Annotated in this window: 13 protein-coding genes and 1 tRNA gene; 1 reads left to right on the top strand and 13 read right to left on the bottom strand. The window is 48.3% G+C overall.

Annotation, left to right across the window (positions count from 1 at the left end):
- Window positions 1–36 precede the first annotated feature (36 nt).
- The 12 genes from casB to rlmE all read right to left on the bottom strand — a co-directional run bounded on the left by casB (window position 37) and on the right by rlmE (window position 15,025).
- Window positions 37–615 carry a type I-E CRISPR-associated protein Cse2/CasB gene (gene casB / locus ACJJI5_RS05440; RefSeq protein WP_444934097.1) on the bottom strand — a complete coding sequence of 193 codons (579 nt, stop codon included), beginning with the start codon at window positions 613–615 and terminating at the stop codon, window positions 37–39.
- A complete protein-coding gene (gene casA / locus ACJJI5_RS05435) occupies window positions 615–2,216 on the bottom strand; it encodes a type I-E CRISPR-associated protein Cse1/CasA (RefSeq protein ID WP_445355737.1) in 1,602 nt (533 codons plus the stop codon). Before casA ends, casB begins: the two co-directional genes overlap by 1 nt.
- 738 nt (window positions 2,217–2,954) lie before the next feature.
- Window positions 2,955–3,500, bottom strand: coding sequence for a hypothetical protein (locus ACJJI5_RS05430; protein ID WP_445355736.1), 546 nt, complete (start codon window positions 3,498–3,500; stop codon window positions 2,955–2,957).
- Between the two features lie 1,110 nt (window positions 3,501–4,610).
- Complete coding sequence (locus ACJJI5_RS05425) at window positions 4,611–4,907, bottom strand: hypothetical protein (protein ID WP_445355735.1); 297 nt, start codon at window positions 4,905–4,907, stop codon at window positions 4,611–4,613.
- Entirely contained in the window at window positions 4,897–7,068 is a 2,172-nt protein-coding gene (locus ACJJI5_RS05420; RefSeq protein WP_445355734.1) for a hypothetical protein, read from the bottom strand. Before ACJJI5_RS05420 ends, ACJJI5_RS05425 begins: the two co-directional genes overlap by 11 nt.
- Before the next feature lie 1,391 nt (window positions 7,069–8,459).
- Window positions 8,460–8,545: transfer RNA gene (locus ACJJI5_RS05415), tRNA-Leu, on the bottom strand.
- A gap of 9 nt (window positions 8,546–8,554) precedes the next feature.
- On the bottom strand, window positions 8,555–8,989 hold the full coding sequence (gene secG / locus ACJJI5_RS05410) for a preprotein translocase subunit SecG (RefSeq protein ID WP_413663227.1): 435 nt from the start codon (window positions 8,987–8,989) through the stop codon (window positions 8,555–8,557).
- Between the two features lie 70 nt (window positions 8,990–9,059).
- Entirely contained in the window at window positions 9,060–9,794 is a 735-nt protein-coding gene (tpiA, locus tag ACJJI5_RS05405) for a triose-phosphate isomerase (protein WP_444925834.1), read from the bottom strand.
- A 119-nt stretch (window positions 9,795–9,913) separates the two neighbouring features.
- Window positions 9,914–11,266, bottom strand: coding sequence for a phosphoglucosamine mutase (gene glmM / locus ACJJI5_RS05400; RefSeq protein ID WP_444896165.1), 1,353 nt, complete (start codon window positions 11,264–11,266; stop codon window positions 9,914–9,916).
- A gap of 94 nt (window positions 11,267–11,360) precedes the next feature.
- Window positions 11,361–12,206: a dihydropteroate synthase gene (gene folP, locus ACJJI5_RS05395; protein ID WP_444925835.1), complete on the bottom strand. Its 846-nt coding sequence runs from the start codon at window positions 12,204–12,206 to the stop codon at window positions 11,361–11,363.
- A gap of 91 nt (window positions 12,207–12,297) precedes the next feature.
- Window positions 12,298–14,217, bottom strand: a complete 1,920-nt coding sequence (ftsH, locus tag ACJJI5_RS05390; RefSeq protein WP_444896163.1) for an ATP-dependent zinc metalloprotease FtsH — start codon at window positions 14,215–14,217, stop codon at window positions 12,298–12,300.
- A gap of 187 nt (window positions 14,218–14,404) precedes the next feature.
- A complete protein-coding gene (gene rlmE / locus ACJJI5_RS05385) occupies window positions 14,405–15,025 on the bottom strand; it encodes a 23S rRNA (uridine(2552)-2'-O)-methyltransferase RlmE (protein WP_108734402.1) in 621 nt (206 codons plus the stop codon).
- 143 nt (window positions 15,026–15,168) lie between these two features.
- Here rlmE and yhbY point away from each other — a divergent pair, with 143 nt between their 5' ends.
- Window positions 15,169–15,471 carry a ribosome assembly RNA-binding protein YhbY gene (gene yhbY, locus ACJJI5_RS05380; protein WP_108734403.1) on the top strand — a complete coding sequence of 101 codons (303 nt, stop codon included), beginning with the start codon at window positions 15,169–15,171 and terminating at the stop codon, window positions 15,469–15,471.
- Between the two features lie 34 nt (window positions 15,472–15,505).
- On the opposite strand, the gene ACJJI5_RS05375 is transcribed toward yhbY, so the two are convergent.
- Window positions 15,506–15,880: a hypothetical protein gene (locus ACJJI5_RS05375; RefSeq protein WP_444925836.1), complete on the bottom strand. Its 375-nt coding sequence runs from the start codon at window positions 15,878–15,880 to the stop codon at window positions 15,506–15,508.
- Between the last annotated feature and the right edge of the window lies 1 nt (window position 15,881).

Below are 15,881 nucleotides of genomic sequence, written 5' to 3'. Positions count from 1 at the left end.
TAAGACCCCGTTAATTTGGAAACTTTTGAATTTTTCTCAGTCTGGTAATACGGCGTAGTAATCAGTTGCCCAACGCACAGCCAGGCGTTCCTGTGGATGCCGTGCTGGAATCGTGCGCATCTCTCTTTGCCAGTGCAGCAAATCATTGGCAAGAGAAGCTATATTGGCTCTGCCATCCAGCAGGGCCAGGGCCCGTACTATGCGGCGGTAGAACTCAGCCGTATCGCGACTTTTTTGCAACTGAAAAAAACGCAGCTCACTTAAAGGGGGGCGCCCGCCTCTCTCCCGGGGCATAGCCAGGGACCGGGCAAAACTGATATCCATAGCCTCGCTGCTGTCAACATCAATTGTTTTGCTGGTGTTATCATTTTTTACGTGTGCAATTACGGTGGCTACCAGAGCCGCATCTTCGATACGAATTTGCTCATCTTTCTGCCAGCGCTCGGGCATATCCTTTAAAAAACGGATAAAGGCGGGAGTAGGCATTACATCCATGGGCTCTACCGCACGGCGCAAACGCGCTCGGTCGGCCCGGCCAGCTTTGTCATTGAGCCAGCGGTGCCACTCGCGCAGTCGGCTCACATCTGTATCGCTAAGATATTGATATCCGGCCATCACAATTCCTCCTGTTGTTGCTCAATTTTGGCTGTATTATCCAGAGCCTTTAAACTTGCCAGACTGGCGAGCTTATTTCTTAAAAAACGTCGCGCCCGGGTCACTCGCTGCAATTTCAAGTCTTCCGCAGAGCCCTCCATTGACCAATGGTCAAACTGCGCCAAGGCCGTTTTTTTCAGTGTGTGTACCCAGGCAATAGCCACCGGTGCAGGTGTTAATTGGGATTTCTTGGATTCGAGGGATAATTGCTTGAGCAAGCGATAAAACTGGCTTTCCGTCGCCTGCCAAAACGCCTGATCGACAAATGAAAAATCCCCTTTGGCTTCATTAGGGTTATTAAACCAGGCAGCCTTTACCCTAAATCGCAGCTCTTTCAAAGTATCTTTTGCAGCCGTTAAAAGCTGCCCTGCCAGCTGAATAAACAGCGACTGATGCTGAGGGGAAATAGGCAGTACTGGCAGTTCCTGTTCATACCAGCAACGCGCTTTCATATTGTCCATGTCATAGCCAAATCCCCACAGGCGTACATCGACATTCGAGTCCAGTTCTTCGAGAATTTCCGCATATTCCTCATGGAACAAGCGCACCGCCCGACTCGCTTCATCACCATTTGAATGGTCATTCCACATAAGCCCTAACCAGTGTCGATAACCGAGACCACTCTGTTGCCCCTTCAAACTCAAGGGTGGGGCTTTTTTCTTGGGGTCACATCGATAGGGCGTAAGGGGATGAATCCAGGGCCCCTCGTAATTAATGCCATAATTCTTAGTGGTATATTCCCGGATTAATTGATTCGTCTGCTCTCCACAAAGGTCGCAGTAATCCTTGCCTTCTCTCGGGATTTGGAAACGTATCCTGCGCGGCATACCCCAGTACATTTGCAGAGGATGGGTATCATTGGGAGACGTAGAGGAACCTTGTTTGTCAGAGAGGCGGGAGGGAGCGAGCCAGGGGAAGATACAACTATCAGAACTTTCAGACCTCGCTCCAAACTCCTCTTGTGGCAGGATATTGAGCCACAATTTCTGCCAAAGGTTGGCATCTTCTGCCTCTGGCATTATCAATGTGGTTAAAGGGCCACCACCACGCAAACTCGTTCTATGCCCCACTCCTCCGGAGGGGGCGTTAATTTGTAAAGTAAACAAGGCACTAGCGGCACAGCTGGGACATACACCCTGCACCCTACCGCCCTTAATAAATAGATCCTGATTATCTCTACAGGTTTTACTGCCCGGCGCCTCAATCAGTAGGGCAGCAATCGACTTTGATTCCCCATCTCTCAGCTCCAAGTCCTGCATAAATGCAGGCCCGGACTCTTGAAATAATTCAAAATTGGGAACGTAGCTTTGCAGCCGTGATTTTAGTGTTTCCTCTGTAGGCGCCTTTTTCCAGTAGACTCCCCAATCATCCACACTTTCAGGTGCAAAAGCTGTTTGCAACAGGCCGATTAAAAATTGGAACAGCGCCCCGCGAAAATCCGGTCGTACCGTACAAATATCTACGACAGGATTATCCACCTCGACAATTTGCCAAGGAGCAATTCTTTCCTGCATACCGCATCGCCGGATAATTGGCAGCCAGGAATCTTCAACCAAATTCACCACGATCCTCCCTGATCCAGTCTCCGCCCTCTTACTCCGTTATAGCCATGCTTTTTTCAAGAGCTAGAGGGAACAGTTACACTCAGAGCAGTGCGAGCGCCTCTGCCTCATTTTTGAGTGCTCAATCTCTCAGCGTCACTGCCGGGACACTAATTCCGTTACCTTATGCCACTCTGACTGGGGAAAAATGATCTGGCTCAAGTCTGGGCATCTTTCTCACTTTCCGCACCGGAAATCAGGGTCGCGCCTACTACCTCACACAAAGAAAAGTGCTCAGTTATCGCATAGACCACACACAAGATAAGGGTATTAATCTCATTCGCCTCTCTATATGGGAATATTCCTGTACAGACAATTCCCCCACCCTTTAGCCTGCATCAGCTATTGACCTCAATTGTTAATCAACAGATACAAAAAAGCCCCTTGATGGGGCTCAAAACTAGCGACAGATTCTATTGTGAAGGAAATTTAACGAATCGGTATCCAGCTCAATATAAGTTCATCACTTTTAACCGGCCGGTAGCTATCGGCACTGAATCGCCACTACTAAGCCGTTCAACCCTTACCGACTTCAGATAAAAGAAAAGACTTTATTAACTGCTTCTGACTCTGCTACAGAGCTGACATCATTTCTATTAGGTGTGCGGTGATCCACTACTTTTGATTGTATGGATATACTAGATTGGAGTTCGACTGTGAAAGTGCCGGCAATTATTACCGACACTTTCATACTATTAACTAGAAAATTTCGTAGGTGAAAACTTTTAAATTTACATCTTCAATAGCCTCTAAATCACCCTGAATATCAACTGTCAAGGTATCGCACATATCCGCGGCAATTGAACCATTATCTATCGTTAAGACTACTTCATTGCGAAAATCTGAAATGGGCACATTCGTATAAATATTTTTATCGTCCCTATCAACCCCTATTGCAGTTTGAGTACCATCTTTGGCAACACAACTTGCCGTGATCGAAACGTCATACACATAGTCAAAAATTTTAGGATGATTTTTAGTGTAGCAACGCTCTCCCCTATGGGAATAACGACAAACGACATCTGGCCTCAACCGTCCCAAACCAGATACAATCGCAGTAATATCGAAACGGATTTCTTGCGCACTATCACCCAAGATATCAATCTCAGCAATTCGCCGAGTATCCGAAGTATAAGAGTACTCAGTAACATTATGCTTAACGCCGCTAATAAAAGTCATTTCTGCAAAAGACTGACTCGCTAACAACAAGGCAAACACCGGCAACATAGACTTCAAAAACTTCATTTTTCATCCTTAAAAAAATAATCGAGCAGGCAGTATAAATACCCAAATATTAACTAGCAAGAAGATCCAAACAAAAAATTAAAACTATAAATACTTCAGCAATTACAGCAAAAAAACCTATATATTCAGCCTGCATTCACACTCAGTATGCCTTACAAAAATCTCAAAAAAATATAAATCAAAACTCAAATTAACCGATTATTTAAATCTCCACTTATCTTTTCTCGTCACAAAATTGCAGATCACAACATCCCCATCAAACAACAGGAAACCACATAAAGACAAACTTAGCTTTTATTTGAATATTGCCCCGCGATTAAAAAGCAATAATTAACAAAGCAAAGGAAACATCTATCACATCGCAGACATCGACAACATGTTTAAGTGCCTTATGATATTAAAAAGCTAAAACAAACAAAGTAATAAAATATCAATTCAGCTAACCTAAAGCTTATTCTCGATCGAATTACAGATTAAGTACTCTTTTATTTTACTTAAAGTACACCATCTCGATTACAAGGTAGCTCCTGGGTTATCTCAAACTGGTTAAGTTGATTTCACTCATTCCAACCACTTTTCTTTATTGCTGAATCTAGCATCAATACTCTTCAATCAATTTTCTGCCACCACTTGATCTACTGATGGAGAAGAAGTAGCAGATATTGACTCCAACTATCCACTCTTTTCCTTATGATCAGCTGATACCCTTCAGAGTCGAAATCTGGTGACCTACCATCCTAAAGAGAAAGCAATATCAGGAACCAGCTCCGTTTTTGAGAACTAAGTCTCTCAGCGTCACTTTAGGGGCACTAACTTTATTACCGCATGTCACCCTGATTAGAAAAAATACCTCACCCAAGTCTGGGTATCTTTTCCAGCTCACTAAGGAAGTGTATGTACGGTTGCTTATCAGCCAAAAATCGACTGCTATTATATAAACTGTAAAATATGCAAGGTAATTGCATCAACTTCGGTCATTATTTTGATACTTAAACCCTTTAGTGCAAAGTTATTAGAAACAAATATTAGCTAATTACTTTTAGCACCCCTGCATTTGAACATTAAAAAAGCCCCAAAATAGGGGCTTTACGTTTACTTACTAAGAATTATTTAATCGAAATTTGGCACCAAAATAAGAGCTTCATTTTTTATCTCACCTGCATCCACAGAGACAGCCTCACCATTACTTAGCCTCTCAACCTCAACTGACTCTAGGGTAATCGAAAAGGCCTTACTTACGGGCTTTTCTTCTGGCTCAACTATGTTATTCGAAGAATCAGCACAACCACCAACAAAAGCAGCGATAACTAAAACAAAATAAAAGCGCACATTGGATTTTAAAGGTTTCATATATCCACCAATTAATAGCAGTAATTCCGAAAAACTCTCTGAGGTTTTAAAATTCATACGTCACCAGAAACTGGGCCTCACCAACGGGCAACTGAAACTTTTTGAATAAATCTAACTTCAGATAGCCATTATCAATTGAAAAGAGACCATCGCCGATTAACTCCGAATTACTGGCAATTCCATTGTTATCCATATCCAAATACAAACGCACCCTCTGTATGTCCGATACTTCATCCAACTCACCATCGGCCTTGAGTGTGAGTGACTTCAGCATCGCATCAGCAGAGTCACTCTGTAGGGAGAAAGCCAACACCGGTGCCTCCTCCTCTAACTGAAACTGTGAATTCTCAAGTGCATAGGATTTTATATTTACAATAGGTTCTTTAACATTGAGGGTCGCGACAGCACCAGGATCGACAATAATGCCATTCATCTCTCCGTCATCATCATTGAGGCCACCATCTACCAAGCTAAGCTGGATACAAAAATGGCCCTCATGGAGCCCAGGCTGGTACTTCTCACTACCCGGCTCAGGACAATCACCCAGCTGCCCCAGTGCAGAAGATACACGGTTAAATTCATCCTCAATAAAATCCACCCATCCAACACTTTGGCGATATTTCAGATAACGAGCACCTTCGAGTAAAGCGGCATTTAAAGGGACAACAATGTTAGCGCTTTCCCCAAAATCTGTATCGTAAATAACAAAGTCAAAAATACCATGCAGGAATTTATAGCTATTCTGTCCTGCCAAATTATCCTCAAAGAGATTATCTATATCCTCTAACGTAACCTGGCCCAATTGTTGACCGGCAATATAGGCACTATCACCAAGTCTCAAGCTTGTCCCTTCAGAGCTTTGCATCACTGCACCAGTTCTATTTACCGGCAGCTGGGAACGAACCGCTACCCTATCTAGATAGTCCGGTATTCGATCACCATCTAAATCTAAGAATCCCTCAACGCTGTCACTCAGCCCATCCTGATCAGCATCCTCATTATCGGACAATACAGGGGCACTGCCATCCACTCGCAATATCAGCTTCGCAGTATCTGACAAACCACCAGAATCTGTAACAGTAACAGTAACTTCGAAAGCTCCCGACAAACCTGCTGGATCAAAGGTAAATACGCTTTCACCAGAGTCGTTAAGCTGAACTAGCTTTGGGCTGTTCCAACTATAGGTAAATGGGTCCAGCTCATACTCATCTGTGACCCAGGCTTGAATCTCTGCCGGTCCCTGATCCTCATAAATTACAGCCCTGAACTGGCCAGCTTGAAATAGCTTTGCCGTAACTTTGGGGTAAAAGTTAAATGTAGCGCTAGGTATAAGTGGAATACTTGAAATAGCAACTAAACTGTCACCATCAGCCCAATCTTGGAAACTAATCGTTGACCCAATAACACAAAAGCTATCACTGTCCTCGGAGAAATCACTAGCACCGCACCCGTTATCAACTAAAGGGAATTTAGATAAATCAATAACAGATACTTCATTACCTTCTACTGGAGATTCGAAATTAATATAGGGTAATTCTATCTCAGCACCTGTTAAATCCAAGGTCAGCACTACCGAACTGAATACACATGTCGTATCGAAGTCTCCATTGGAAATTGTACTAGACTCAACCGCTTCGCCCGAGCATCCCTCACTAGGGTTTGCCGAGTCTTCTCCTGCGGGCATAACACCCATGAAAGAAACAACGGTATCAACTGTAGTAAGGTTATGTATTTCCGCCGATTGAGCATGTCCCAGAAGGCCTGAGTGTTCATTTAGAATTGTAAATTCCCCTCCATTGAAGTTTATATATAAATTACTGATGGAATAGCCATTACCTTCAAAGGTCGCAGTAAACGGGTTTTCACTTGTACCGATTGGCTCCCAGCCCAAGCCCTCGTTCCAGTACTCATCATTCGCATCAACATAACTATCGCCATTGGTATCAAAATTCAGGTCTTTGGTCAGCTCAAAGCCATAACAGCCACTTTCTGGGCAACCATAGTTACTACTGTATAAAGTTGATCCGTCTAGGTTGTTACGAATCTCATTAAGATCTTTGAAACTGCGAATCTCAATCAGACCATCATTATCAATATCAAGATCAAGATCAGAAAGAGAGGCGTCAGCTGATACACCTTCCATGGACAGTAGCCCGACAAATATTACTAACCCCCGAAGTGTCGAAAGCTTTTTGTATTTAGTGGTATAAGACTTCAATCGAAAACTCCTTTTTCTATTTTTACCAAAAATCTCAGCCGATTTTTAATTCACTTTCAGAACTCGTGCCGAGAATAGGGATCGCGAAAGGGAAGCAAAATAGTTACTAACTTGATACCGAGCAACTGGAGTAATCCAGTATCCATCCCCCCAAATAAACCCGCAACCAAACCTCCCGGAAAAGCTATTACATAGAATTACAGGCCTACTAGTGAATGTTTCCTGCCTACAAAATCACATCAACCACCGGTGAGCTCTGCAGATGGCTTATAAATTATTGGAGAGGCACCTGGTCTTCAATGAGTGAGCCAGGAAGGGATATTCAAGGCTATGCAGGGCAACTCCTGACAAAGTGAAAGGTTAATATTTTTATTTTTTAAATAGTAAAAAGCCCGGACCAGCCGGGCTTTTTGGGTGATTCTGAGCTTCTTCGTTTCTTGATCAGTGCGGGACTTGAAAAATAACTTCTAGCCAGTGGTTACGGGACGTATAGGAAAGCACAACAAAAAAGTAACACCACTTTGAATCCTCCCTCTACTGAGGCGTCTCAACGACTGAGCGTGATGCTGAAATTCAAGCGTGACTTCACCTACTCCAAATCGACAAAGTGCGAGGTTACCTAATACTGAACAGGCAAGCCGGCTTTAGCAAAAGTGGTTCTCAAAAGACCCCAAAGGGAGTCCAGAATCGCCCCCCCTTACAACCCTTGGTGGTTGGCAAGGTCCAGGACTTCAAACAGTATGGACCACCAAGACCGCACTATTCAGCTATACATATGCGCGCTTGTAAAAATTTTCATTCGTCTTCGCTATACATACCAGAGTAAAGCCACGTTGAGAAACCGACGAATATTGCACCAACTACAAGATAGCCAATCACCCACAGCCATGGAAAGGCAAGAAGCCAATGCAGGACATAAATTAGGACGAGTATACTAAAACTTATAGACAAGCAACTGCGTAGGGTAGGCATAATTATTCCCTGACTTAGTCAAATAGCTAGTAGTCCATATCATTTCTTGCTGAAATGACTAGCTCTCTACTTGGCCAAAATTGAGATCTAAAGCTGATCTCAGGGCTCAAGCTATATTGATTACATTACTTTGCGTATTGAGCACTGAGCGGAAGAGCCGCATTCGGAGCTACCAGATATCCGCAAGCCAATGATTCTTGCCGCTTGGTTTGGCTGGCTTGTTTTGAGTTGAGTATCTATCTGTAAGGGCCATTGGTGCCTCTACCAGTTTCTAAATTGAACTAGGTAGCACCAAATGTAGCACCAGATAGCACCGGGTGACAACGAACGAGAACGGAGGGCTGTGTACCCTTCAGATAGCAAAAAGCCCGGATTTACCGGGCTTTTTGGATGATTCCGAACTTCCTCGGATCTTGATGTGGTGCCCAGGGCGGGACTTGAACCCGCACGAGCATAGCTCACTACCCCCTCAAGATAGCGTGTCTACCAATTCCACCACCTGGGCAAAAATCTTTTACTGCTGTTCCTCACTTTCCTGGTTAGCAGCTGGCTCTTCTGAACCGGTGCTGTCTGCAGGAATCTGCGGGATATCGCCAGTTTCCAAATCTGTTTCGAGCTGCGGGATATCGCTGTCGATAGCCGGCAGTTCTTCGGCTGGGCCAATTTGCTGTACCGCTGCTGGAATTTGCGGAAGGTCCGCATCAACATTGGTGCCTGCACCTTGCTTAGCCAGGATGGCCAGGCCGAAACTGGTGACGAAGAATACCGTCGCAAAAATTGCTGTCAAGCGGGAAAAGAAATTTCCGCTACCTTGACTGCCAAAAACTGTCTGAGACGCGCCCGCACCAAAGGAAGCACCGGCTTCGGCACCTTTACCTTGCTGCAACAAAATCAGGCCAATAATGCCTAATGCGGTCAAAACGTGTACAACTAATACCAATTTTTCCATTTTCTGGAAACTCTCTACCGGGGTCTAAACAACCCGTTATTCAGTATTCGCCAACCCGCGTGCTGTCAATTTAAACAGCAGCGCGACAAATCTCAGCAAACTCGCCGGCATCCAGCGAGGCTCCACCCACCAGGGCACCATCAATATCTGCCTGGGCAAAAAGCTCCCTGGCATTTGCGGATTTTACACTACCGCCATATAAAATCTGTACTTCAGCGCCCAAATCTCCCAACTGCGAGCGAATAAATGCATGTACAGCTTGGGCTTCATCAGGAGTAGCAGTTTTTCCGGTGCCAATGGCCCATACCGGCTCATAGGCAATCACGGACTGCTTCCAGCCAGCCGAATCAATGATATCGGCAACCGCTTGAAGTTGTTTTGCAACCACTTCGAGAGTGCGCTCCTGCTCGCGTTCTTCAAGGGTTTCCCCGACGCAAAGTATTGGAGTCAATCCCGCCTCTTGGGCCGCAACAAATTTTTTCGCCACTAACTCACTGGTTTCTCCGTAGAGACTACGGCGCTCAGAATGCCCGACAATAACGTAACGGGTATTCCAATCCAGTAACATGCTAGCGGAAACCTCACCAGTAAACGCCCCTTTGGGCTCCTGGCTAAGGTCCTGGGCACCCAGGCTAAAACCTCCGCTCTTTTCCGCCGCATCAGCCACTAGGCCGAGATATGGAAAAGATGGGCAAACAACAACACCGGACTTCACACCTTCGAGGTTGAGTTCGGTAAAAAAACGTTCGGCAAACTCGCGGCTGCCGTTCATTTTCCAGTTTGCTGCTACTAGCGGTGTTCGCATGTGTGCTCCTTCAAGGGGCGCAAATCTTAGCGACATTGACGCCAACATACAACCAAAATTATACGAGTTTCTTCTACGCCCCAAGAGGACCGATTTACTACGGGTTAAATCGCAGCAGATCAGTTATTTCCAATTCGCTCCACCACGGAGGAAATATCTTTGGCCAGCTGTTCCACCAGGGCGCTGTCGCGGCCTTCAACCATTACCCGGATCAGAGGCTCTGTGCCAGATGGCCGCAGCAGCACACGTCCGCTGTCTGCGAGCTGACGTTCTGCATCGACAACAATGGCCTTAACGTCTGTGTGATCGAGAACACCATCGCGATGAGCCAGTTGCACATTAATCATGTGCTGGGGGAACATTGTCATACGGGATTTAAGCTGATGCAAGGGCTCATCAAATTCACACAGGCTACGCAGTACCTGCAGTGCGGCAATGATACCGTCGCCGGTGGTAGAAGCATCGGCACAGATAATGTGGCCTGACGACTCGCCTCCCAGCTTCCACTGATTAGCTGACATTTTCTCAAGCACATGGCGGTCGCCCACTTTGGCTCTCTCAAACGGAATTTTATTTTCGCGCAGTGCGAGCTCAAAACCGTAATTGCTCATCAAAGTGCCGACAACACCACTGCAACCGCCCAGGAATTTATGCTGGTGCATAGCGATGATATACAGCAGCTGATCGCCATCGACCAATTCCCCATTGGCATCGACGAACAACACCCGATCCCCGTCACCATCAAAGGCTATTCCCAGGTCCGCACCGCGCTTAACCACGGCTCGTTGCAATTGCTGCGGTTTAGTGGAGCCGCAATCAAGATTGATATTGAGTCCATCGGGCCCAGCCCCTATTACGCTGACTTCTGCTCCCAGTTCACGAAATACCATTGGCGCTACGTGATAAGTGGCACCATTTGCGCAGTCGAGAACAATTTTCAAACCCTCAAGGGAGAAACCCCAGGGCGTGGAAGCCTTGCAGAACTCAATGTAACGCGCGGCTGCATCATCAACACGATAGGCGCGACCGAGATCGTCAGAAGTTTCCATTGGCAGCTCGAGAGCGGCTTCGATCTCCAGCTCAACCTCATCCGGCAACTTGGTACCTTCAGCACTGAAAAACTTGATGCCATTGTCATGGTAAGGGTTATGGGAAGCGCTGATAACAATGCCTGCACCGGCATGGAAAGTCCGGGTCAGGTAGGCAATCGCCGGAGTCGGCATTGGCCCCAACAGGGCGACATCAACACCGGCATTAATCAGACCTGCTTCGAGAGCCGCCTCGAACATATAGCCGGAAACCCTGGTGTCTTTACCAATAAGAATGCGAGGTCGACGGTGATGTTTCTCTTTGAAAGTTCTCCCTAATACCTTGCCCGCAGCGTATCCGAGGCGCAGCATAAAATCGGGAGTAATTGCTCCCGTACCAACGCGACCACGAATACCATCAGTACCAAAATACTTTCTTTCCATAACGCTTCTCAATTGTGTACTTCGCCGCTTTTCTATTCTGTCGGAAAACCACAACAGGACCCTGCGGCTTAAGGTCTCTGTAAGACATCACTCATCAAATTTCGCTGCAAACCAATTGCTGCATGCGCAACACATCCACGGTTTCCGCAACATCGTGGACACGTAAAATTCTTGCGCCCTTTTGCGCAGCCAACATGGCCAGGGCCAGGCTACCGGGGAGTCGGCCATCTACATCTCGATCGAGCAGGCGGCCGATCATCGACTTGCGCGACAAGCCTGCCAGTATGGGCATATCCGCCGGCGCCAGCTGCGACAAATTACGCAACAACGTCAAATTGTGCTCATCGGTTTTGCCAAAGCCAAAACCTGGGTCGAGAATGAGCCGATCCCGTGCCACCCCCAGTTCGATACAGAGATCGACCCGTTTCTGCAGGTACCTGGCGACATCCTCTACAACATCAGTGTAAGACGGATCATCCTGCATAGTGCCGGGCTGACCCTGCATATGCATCAGGCAGATCGCCAAGCCACTCTCGACGGCTGCTTCCAGTGCACCCGGGCGCTCCAGGGCACGAACATCATTGATCAGTCCCGCCCCTACCGCAGCTGACTCACGCATCACTGCCGGAGTACTGGTATCGACAGAGATAATCGCGTCAAAGTTAGCTTTGATTGCCTCCACCACCGGCACTACCCGATCCAGCTCCTGCTGCTCGGTGACCGGCGATGCGCCAGGGCGTGTCGATTCTCCGCCAATATCCAGGACTTTCGCTCCCTCAGAGAGCATCTGTTCTGCTCTTTGCAGAGCCAGGGTCAAGTCCAGGCTACCGGAGGCATAGTAATTACCACCGTCGGAAAAGGAGTCTGGCGTTGTATTCAGAACCCCCATAACCACCGGTTGGGAGAGGTCTAAGGTGTGGTTACCACAGATAATTTTCATTGGCTGAAATAAAAAAATGCCGGATCGGAACAGGCTATCGCCCTATCCCCAACCCGGCATTTGGTTTTGTCCAGTTAGTCGCTTCGGAGAATCAGTGGCCGTTTAATGGGCCGCCGACGGTATTGCTCTTATCCGCCTCAGTTGAGGCCTCTGTGGTTTCAGTATCCTGGGTCGGGCTGTTTCCACCAGAACCGAAGTTATTGTCTTCCCAGTCCCTTGGTGCGCGAACTTTGCGGCGAGCCATAAGATCGTCCACCTGCTCCGCATCCAGGGTTTCATATTCCATCAGCGCATCTTTCATCGCTTCAAGAATATCGCGGTTATCTTCCAGCAGCTTTTGTGCTCGCTCGTAGCAGACATCGATAATACGGCGCACCTCCACATCAATTTCATTGGAAGTCTTGCCGGAAACTGGATTGCCCTGACCGGGCTGGCCACTTTCATCTTCGCCGTAATGCAATGGGCCGAGCTTTTCGGACAAGCCCCACTTGGTCACCATACTGCGCGCCAAGTCAGTGGCCCGTTCAATGTCGTTGGAAGCGCCGGTAGTAACACCGTCGATACCCAGGGTCATTTCCTCGGCAATACGGCCGCCAAACAGGGAGCACAGTTGCGATTCAATCGCGCGCTTGGACAGGCTGTACTTGTCTTCCTCAGGCAGGAACTGGGTGACGCCCAGAGCGCGGCCACGGGGAATAATAGTTACTTTGTGTACCGGGTCATGCTCGGGTACCAGTCGACCAATAATGGCGTGACCGGCCTCGTGGTAAGCGGTATTCACCTTTTCCTTTTCATTCATCACCATGGACTTGCGCTCGGCACCCATCATGATCTTGTCACGGGCGCGCTCAAACTCTTCCATGGTTACGGTGCGTCTATTGGCCCGCGCAGCAAATAGGGCGGCTTCGTTGACCAGGTTAGCCAGATCGGCACCGGAGAAACCAGGGGTTCCACGGGCAATAGTTTGCGGATTCACCTTGTCGTCCATAGGCACTTTACGCATATGAACCTTGAGGATTTGTTCGCGGCCACGAATATCCGGCAGCCCAACAAATACCTGGCGGTCAAAGCGACCCGGGCGCAACAGGGCGTGGTCCAGTACATCCGGGCGGTTGGTCGCTGCAATTACGATCACACCCTCATTACCTTCGAAACCATCCATCTCAACCAGCAACTGGTTCAGGGTCTGCTCGCGCTCATCGTGACCGCCGCCAACGCCGGCTCCACGGTGACGGCCAACAGCGTCAATCTCGTCGATAAAGATGATGCAGGGAGCCTGCTTCTTGGCTTGGTCAAACATATCCCGCACCCGGGAAGCGCCCACACCAACGAACATCTCAACAAAGTCAGAACCGGAGATGGAGAAGAAAGGTACTTTTGCTTCGCCGGCAATTGCTTTGGCAAGCAGGGTCTTACCGGTACCGGGAGGGCCACACATCAGTACGCCACGGGGGATATTGCCACCCAGTCGCTGGAACTTGGTGGGATCGCGCAGGAACTCGACCAGCTCCTGTACCTCTTCCTTAGCTTCATCTACTCCGGCAACGTCGGAAAAAGTTGTCTTGATCTGGTCTTCGCCCAGCAGGCGCGCCTTACTCTTACCAAATGCCATAGGACCTGAGCGACCGCCGGCTCCGCCCTGCATTTGGCGCATAAAGAACATAAACACAGCGATAATAATCAGGATCGGGAAGCTGGCTACCAGAAGCTGCTGCCAGATACTCGGTGACTCAGGCTCGCGACCAACGAATTGCACATTGCTGCGAACCAGCTCATTGGTGAGCTCATCGTCGATAATCTGTGGCTGGATAGTCTTGAAGCGGCTGCCATCGGCTTTTTCGCCGGTGATCACCAGACCGTCTACGATCACGTTCTTAACTTGGCCCGACTGCACATCCTGAACAAAGTCGGAGTAACTGAGAGCCTCATCCCGTGACTGCGGTTTAAAGTTTTGAAAAACCATCAGCAGTACCGCTGCGATGATCAACCACAGTACCAGGTTCTTTGCCATATCATTCAAAGGGATAGCCCTCTCGCTTTCGCAATCAAAATCCGTTCATTCCGGCAATGCCGGCCACATCAATACCGGATAAAACCAGTATAGGTGCGGGGGGTCAACAGCCTTCGCCCCCGATACAGGTATCGCTTATACCATATGGGGAGTCAGACTAGAAATACGCCGATGTTCTCAGTCGCTCTCAGCCCTTAAATCCTCGCGCCACCACGTATACTTCACGTGAACGGGGGCGGGAAGCACCAGGTTTGCGAGTTACGACACTGTTGTAGCTCCCACGCAAGTCGCGGATCAACTCGTCGAAACCCTCTCCCTGGAATACCTTTGCAACAAATGCACCACCGGGCTTAAGTACCTGCCGGGCCATATCGACCGCCAGTTCCACCAAATACATGGAGGCGGGCTGATCAACATCGCGTATCCCACTCATATTGGGGGCCATATCGGAAATCACAAGGTCTGCCAGTTCATCGCCCATGCGCTGTAACAGTTCACTGAGCACCGACTCCTCGGTAAAGTCCCCCTGGACAAAGTCCACACCGGCCAGCGGGTCCATCGGCAATATATCTGACGCCAAAACCTTGCCTTTGTGCCCTACCAACTCCATCGCTACCTGGGACCAGCCCCCTGGAGCCGCACCCAGGTCGACAACAGTCATTCCCGGCTTGAATAAGCGGTCCTTATTTTGCAGCTCCTGCAGCTTGTAGCTGGCACGGGAGCGGTAGCCCTCTTTTTGGGACTGTTTGACGTAATGGTCATTAAAATGTTCACGCAGCCAACGGTGGCTGCTCTTAGATCGGCCCATCGGGTACAATGCCTACAATCACTACAGCTTAATTGTAAGAGCGGCCACTGGCCGCGATCGGGTCCGCCGAACAAACGCTGGCGACGATCGCGGTCTGTGGCCGCTCCCACATCGAATTCCACAAAGTGGTAATGGAGTATTGTATGCCTTTAACCGCCGACCGCAAAAAAGCTCTTCGCTCTCTGGGTCACAATCTGAAACCTGTCGTGACCGTAGCCGGCAATGGGCTGAGCGAGGGGGTGATGGAAGAACTGAACCGGGCACTCGAAGACCACGAGCTGATCAAGGTCAAACTGATGATCGCCGACCGGGAAGTACGCCACCAAATCGTTGGTGAGCTTTGCGAAAAATCCTCATCCGAGTTGGTACAGGAAATTGGCAAGATTGCCCTGATTTTCCGCGCAGCGCAGAAGCCGGATATTCGCAAGTCCAACCTGCTGCGTTAAACAAAAAGGGGAGCTAATGCTCCCCTTTCTTTTCTCAACCAGTGGAAACTGGCTTACACATCACAGGCAACTCCCAGGATTCTCCATTGGACAGTCGCCTCAACCAGCATTTCTCACCATTGCCGACTAATTGAAACTTGATCGGCCGCCCCATATCCCGGCCAATCAGAGCCATCTTTTTGGGATCATTCTCAATCACCAAAATAGTATCGTCCACAAACACCCTCGGGCCCAGGGTCACATTAACCCCGCCCAGCGCTTGCGAAACTGCCACCTGCAACTTGCCCTGAATCTCCGGGCTCGTTTCCTGTAACAGTGCCGGTTGTGCAGTTTCAATATTTTGCTGGGAGGAGCAGCCAAGACACACTAATGCAAAACCACAAAGTTTAGTCAAAGCTGCCTTTTTCATT

Source organism: Microbulbifer maximicatervae (SeqCode) (assembly GCF_052467955.1).
The sequence above is the reverse complement of the archived record's forward strand: the minus strand, read 5'-3'. Positions and strand labels throughout refer to the sequence as shown.